Raw genomic sequence first — 5,921 nt, 5'->3', positions numbered from 1 at the left:
TCGGCGAATTTGACGATTTCGTTGCCTTGAGGTTGCGCTTCTTCCAACGCTGTCGAGGGTCGCTCCGCGGCCCTCTTTTTTTGTGCCGCCTGGTGCGCTGGATCAGAGCAGAATGAACTGGCCAAACAATTGCTTGACGCTGCGATCGCCGAATAGACCGTCAAAGCACTTCAGCCAAGCACTTCGCGCAAATCGCACTAAATAGCCCTATTGCCTTCTCCATCGCACCTTCGTCCACGAACGTGCATATTTCCTCGGAGTCCCAAACTCCCCCCAAGCTTTGTAGAATAGTCCGGTCTTCCGCGGTTCCATAGCCGGGATATTCCAGCTCCTGATAAACCAACGTCATCGGAAACACTCGCTTAAAGTCGGATCCCACACCGTTTCGGATCAGATCGACAACATTGTTCGTCACCAATTCAGCAGGTTGGGAGCCATGTTTTTCACATTTTGCGTGAGCCATATTATCTGACCTTCATTTTAAATCCACGTTGAGTAAGATACCGTGATTGACCCAAAGGCCCAGAGGGAACGTTTTCTCCACCGGCCCGCAGGACATTCGCAACGTGATCGACGCAACTATTTGACCTCTCATCATATTGACCTAACTGCCGTCCGATTTGGGCCTGCTGATAGGCAATCGCAGCATTGGCATTCGGAAGGGGTACTTCCGTGGTATGAAGGATGGGGTCGCCCACCATTAACCTTTCGCGCCTCTCGTTTACAACTGTTGTAGTCGTATCGCCCGTGATTACTTGATGAGTATGGACAGATGCAGTCGGACTCTGCACTTCAACCGTATAGTGCCCAGTTCGGCTTCCCGTATCGTAGTGTCGAATCACTGCCTTACCAGCACATGGTGTGAGTCCAAGGGGGTCGATCCATTGAGTCGGATTCGCCGTATGCCGGAACAGGTTGATTCCACCGCCCACGCCGACCGGGTCTTGCGATGTGAAACGCCCAATGCTGGAATCATAATACCGGTGCCGGTTGTAATGCAGCCCCGTCTCCTCATCCTCCTGCTGCCCCTGAAACCGCAACGAATTCCTCGCCACGATCCCCGCCGCCTTCGACGCCCGCGCGATCACCCCCCGCGCTTCGCCCCACGCCTTGTACGACGCTTCCCAGACAACATCCCCATCCTCGTCCGTCAGCAACTGCGGCGTGCCGATCTGGTCGCAGTGGTAATAGAAAAGCTTCGCGTCAGCCCGCCGCTGCGGCACCTTCTGCAGCGGATCGTCCTCCGGCACGTACCGATCGCTGCTCTTCCACTCCGGCGTCTCGATTCCGAGAACCGGCTCGGCCACATACTGCGCGAGCGGCACGAACGTCCCCGGCTCGTAGATATAGTGCGTGCCGCGCTCTCCATCGCTTTCGTACGCGAGCGTGTCGCCATCCCATCCGAACACCGTCCGCTCGCCGTTCACCTCCTTCGCGATCCGGCGGCCGAACGCGTCGTAAAAGTACCGCGCCTCGCTCTGCCGCGACGTCTCCGCAACGCGCGCCGACAGCAGACGGTTGAACGCATCCCACTCGTATTCCTGCTCGCCCGCCGGCGTATGCTTGCGCACGAGATTGCCCCGCGCGTCGTACTCGAAGCGCATCCCCGCATACGCCTTCAGCAGGTTGCCGAGCACTTTCGGTACCTCTGCCGGCAACGTGCTTTCCGGCCGCACCGGGCTCGGCCGCGACGCAGGCGTGTCGCTCGATCGCGCCGGATCGACGATATTGCTCGCCGGATCGAACGCGAACCGCTCCTTCGCGACCGGGCTGATCGCCTCGATCAGCCGTCCGACCGGATCGTACCGATAGTCGATGCCGCCCTTGCGGCTGTCCTCGATCCGCGACAACTGACCGGCCGCGTCATAGCGATACCGTCGCTCGACCAGCGGCGCCGGCGACGTGGACCGTTGTATCGTCTGTTGCAGCACGCGTCCGGCCGGATCGTAGTGCGTGCGTTGCCCGACCTTGCTCGACAGCATCCGCACCGTCTCTCGATGCAGATCGTCGCGCTCGAATTGCACGCGCTCGTCGCCATCCAGCAGCATCCCGTGCACGTGCCCGGAGCCGTACATCAGCCAGTCGATCGCGTGGCCGTCCGGTCGCACGGTGCGCCGTCGATTGCCGAGTTCGTCGTATTCGTGATGCCACACGTAGCTGCGTCGCTCGCCGAACAGATTGTAGGCGTGATGCTCTCGGACGAGGTTCCCGACCGGGTCGAAGAAGAACTGCACGCGACTGTAGCGGTTCACCGCGTCGATCAGGCGGCCACTCCGATCGTACGCAAACCGCTCCTCGCTTTCGCCAGAAGCACGCTTCAGCAGCCGCCCGTTCACGTCGAGGTCAACCGACGTCACGCAGCCGGCTTCGTCGACGGCAACGAGACTACCGCTGTCCTTGTCGTATTGATAACGCGTCGACTTGCCGTCGAAGCCGATCTCTTCGATCAGCCGTCCCGCCGGATCGTAGTGGAACTGATATGTTGCGAAGTTCGCATCGGTCAGTGCAGTGAGCCGGCCGAGACGATCGTAGCGATACGCAATCGTCTGCCCGAGTGCGTCTGCGCGGCTCGCAATGCGGCCCGCCGCGTCGTAGCTGTATCGCGTCGAACGGTTCAATTGATCGGTATGCCGCAGCAATCTGCCTTCGGCGTCGTACTGCACGTGCTCGACGCCGGCGGGAGAACGAATCTCCGACAGCTGCCCGTTAGGTCCGTAACCATAAGCGACCACGCCGCCGGACGCATCCTTGGCCTCCACCACGCGCCCGATATCGTCGTACTGCCACTCCGTATTCTTTCCGGAGCAATCGGTGTAGCTCGTGAGCTGCCCGGCGTCGTTGTATTCGAGCGTCTTGGTCCCGCCCTTCGCATCGGTGATCTGCGTCGGCAACCCCTTATCGTTGTACGCGTACTTCGTCGCGTGCTCGAGCGGATCGATCTCCTCGACGAGATTGCCCGCATCGTCGTACTTGCGCTGCCACACGTGCCCATTCGGATCGACGAGCCGGATCATCTGGTCCTTGTCGTCGTACGCCATCTCGATGATGCTGCCGTCGGCGCGTTCGTGCCGAACGAGATTGCCGCGTGCGTCGTATTCCCTGCGCTCGATGCTGCCATCCTGCCGGATATGCAGCACCAGATTGTGATTCGCGTCGCGACGGAACCACTCCTGATTGCCATCCGGATACACGATCCGGTACACATAGCCGTGAATGTTGAAGTAGTACCGCGTCATCCGACCAAGCGCATCGGTCACGTATGTGAGGCGGATGTTCGGATTCCATGCGAGCCGAATGTCCAGGCTGCCGTCATCCGCATATTCACGAATGCATTTCGCGTCCGCGTTGTCTTCGGCATCCGCGCCATCCCATTCGAGCGACATGCCGCGGCCCGTTCGATCTGTATAGCGCGTCACAAGATGCCGGTGATATTGATACGTCCGTGCATTGCCATGGCGGTCGACCGCACGGACGAGATCACCGTTCGCATCGTATTCGTAGCTCGCCAACGTACGGCGCTCACCGTCCTTGAGCACCTGCTCGATCTGTACGATCCGGCCATGCCGGTCATGCTCGAGCGCAAGCACATTGCCGCTCGCGTCGATCAGGCGCGCGAGGCGATCAAGCGCATCGTAGTCCAACGTGACGGTGTTCCCGGCGCGATCTTTCTGCATCGCGAGCCGGAACGCATCGCCTCGGCGTTCGTATACATGCAGAACGTCATGGCCGTATGCGATCGTCGCCCACGTATCGTCGAGCCGCGACAGCGTCAGGTTCTCCGACAGATCGTCGTGCACCGCTCCGGCCGCGAGTGCCGGGTAGTCGATGCTGCGCCCCTCTGCATCGCGGTAGATCCACCGGTCGTTCTTGACGTCGATGCGCGTCGTATAAGGCGTGATCCAGCGTGCACCCAGCTCGCCGCCGTCATATGCAGACAGCCGCGAGCGATAGGTACGCTCCCAGACGAGCGGCAACGCGCCCGGCAGATCGAAATCCACGTGCGAGAACGTCTCATCGCCGAACGCGAAATCGATGGAAGCCGGTGACCCGCCGATGCCGCAAGCCTTGCATTTGCTCTTTCCCTGCCCTTCGGCCGGTGCCTGCGCGTCGGTTTTCTCCAGCCCCTCCTGGCCGCGCGTCTTCTTCGCCTGACTCTTTCCGGCGGCCTTGACGTCCGCACTCTGTTCATGGAGCTTCGCGCGCGCCTTCACACGCCCAACGGCCTCGATCAACTGCAACACGAGCCACATCATCTTGCCTTCTTCGCTCCCGGCGAGCGAACGGATCGACGTTGCGACCTTCGGCGCCTCGGTCCGCAGGAAGGTCACCGTGCCGCGAAACGGCTCCAGCCACGCGTCCGGCGCGAGCTTCGCCATCGTGCCCGCCGTCTTGTTCGCTACCTTCTTGCCAAGTGCCTTGGTGCCCTCGTATGCGAACTGGATGCCGTCACCGACGCGGCTTGGGCTGTACCACGGCCGATCGTCGGCGATCTTCTTCGCGAGCTGCTGCTGACGTCTCAGATTGCCGCCGGCGTCGAAGAGCTGCCCGTGCAGCGCCTTGTCCATGCCGTTCGCCAGCGCGATCATGATCTCTTCGCACTTCGACGCGCAACCGTCGAGCAGCTCGGTGAGTCCGGCCTTCAGCTTGTTGAGAAAATCCTCGATTTCGGTCGCGCATGTCGCGTTGATGTGCGTGACCAGCACGGAGATGATCGCTGCACCGAGATTGTTGCGCGTTGCCAGTAATTCGTGACGAACGAGCGCGAGTAGCGGACGCGCCGACATCCGGAACGGCGCAAGCGTTGGCGGAATCGGAATGATGCCGAGAAGATTGATCGCGAGGCTCATGTAATCGAGCACCTGGCCGCCGCGTTTCTCGACGATCTCGGCAATATCGCCAAGCGCGTCGACCATCGCCATGATGTTGCCGACGATCGGCACCGCGCCGGCAAAAGTCTTCACGTCCTCGAACGTAATGTGGTTGCCGCTGATCCGGCGCAACCACGCGTCGAAGCGGTTGCCGACTGCGGCGACGTCCTTTGGCGAAACATCGCTAAGCCAGGTAACGGCCTGTTCTTTCTCGGCGCCCGGTGGAAGTTGCTGTGCCATGTCGTTTTTCGTTCAAATCGCGATTTGTTGTTCTCGACGGCCGATACGCCGCCCTCTCAGGATTTAAGCGGGCCGCCGAAGCCGCTGGTCGGCAACTTCATGCCGGCGGCGCCGCCAGCCGATGCCATCGCCGTAGCGCCCTTGCCGGCGATCCCCGCCACACCGGGCAAAGCGCCCTGCAGCGCCCCGGATGCAGCATTCGCGGCTGGCGCAGCCAAGGCCGCGAGGCCGCCTTGACGCGCGGCCTGCACCATCCCCGCCACCTGCTTCGCGGCGCTGCCCAAGCTTGAAGCGGTCTGCAACGCGGACACCGCACCCGCGCCGCCCAGCGCAGCCGCCGCAGCCGGCAACGCGGAGCTCGCCAGTCCGCCCAACGCAGCACCGGCGCCGCCTCCACTCGCCAGCCCCGCCGCAGCCGTCGCAGCCGCGGGCGCCATTCCCTTCAACTGGCTGGCGAGCTGACCGGCTGCCGCGGCCTGCGCACCCTCCGGCGACGGCGTGACAGGCTCGGCCGGCCACTTCGCTTCCTTGAAATAGTTCGCCGGCTGATCCGACTCGCGCGGATCCTTTCCGAATTCGACACGCACTGCGCCGGGCGGCAGTCCGCTCACAACCGTATAGCCGCTGTTGTCGAGCGCCCCCTTCTTCAGCACCGCGCCGTTCACGTCCTTCACCGTGAACAAGCCGCCCTTCACCGCCTCGCCGTTCGCGTACTTGTGAAACAGTTCCAATTGCCCCGGCTGATCGGGCCTCGGGCTCGGCAACGGATAGCCCATGCTCGCCGGCCCCGCGAACGTATGCGACGCGCCCTTC

General features: G+C 62.1%; 2 protein-coding genes and 1 pseudogene. All 3 read right to left on the bottom strand.

From position 1 onward, the window contains the following. Positions 1–160: 160 nt before the first annotated feature. On the bottom strand, positions 161–463 hold the full coding sequence (locus HMPREF3115_RS31095) for a hypothetical protein (protein WP_065494300.1): 303 nt from the start codon (positions 461–463) through the stop codon (positions 161–163). Position 464: 1 nt separating this feature from the next. Then, the gene (locus HMPREF3115_RS21185) at positions 465–5,108 is read right to left on the bottom strand and encodes an RHS repeat-associated core domain-containing protein (protein WP_070555913.1); all 4,644 of its coding nucleotides are present in this window, start codon (positions 5,106–5,108) and stop codon (positions 465–467) included. A 56-nt stretch (positions 5,109–5,164) separates the two neighbouring features. Then, positions 5,165–5,921: pseudogene (locus tag HMPREF3115_RS21180) on the bottom strand (type VI secretion system tip protein VgrG); the annotation flags it as partial.

Source organism: Burkholderia sp. HMSC10F09 (genome assembly GCF_001806955.1).
In the GTDB taxonomy this organism is placed as follows: domain Bacteria; phylum Pseudomonadota; class Gammaproteobacteria; order Burkholderiales; family Burkholderiaceae; genus Burkholderia; species Burkholderia multivorans.
Note: the sequence above shows the minus strand (reverse complement) of the source record. Positions and strands in the feature narration are given on the sequence as shown.

What these genes read in the sequence shown, in the direction of transcription:
- HMPREF3115_RS31095 (WP_065494300.1), bottom strand. Translation starts at nt 463, where the DNA reads ATGGCTCACGCAAAATGTGAAAAACATGGCTCCCAACCTGCTGAATTG.
- HMPREF3115_RS21185 (WP_070555913.1), bottom strand. Translation starts at nt 5,108, where the DNA reads ATGGCACAGCAACTTCCACCGGGCGCCGAGAAAGAACAGGCCGTTACC.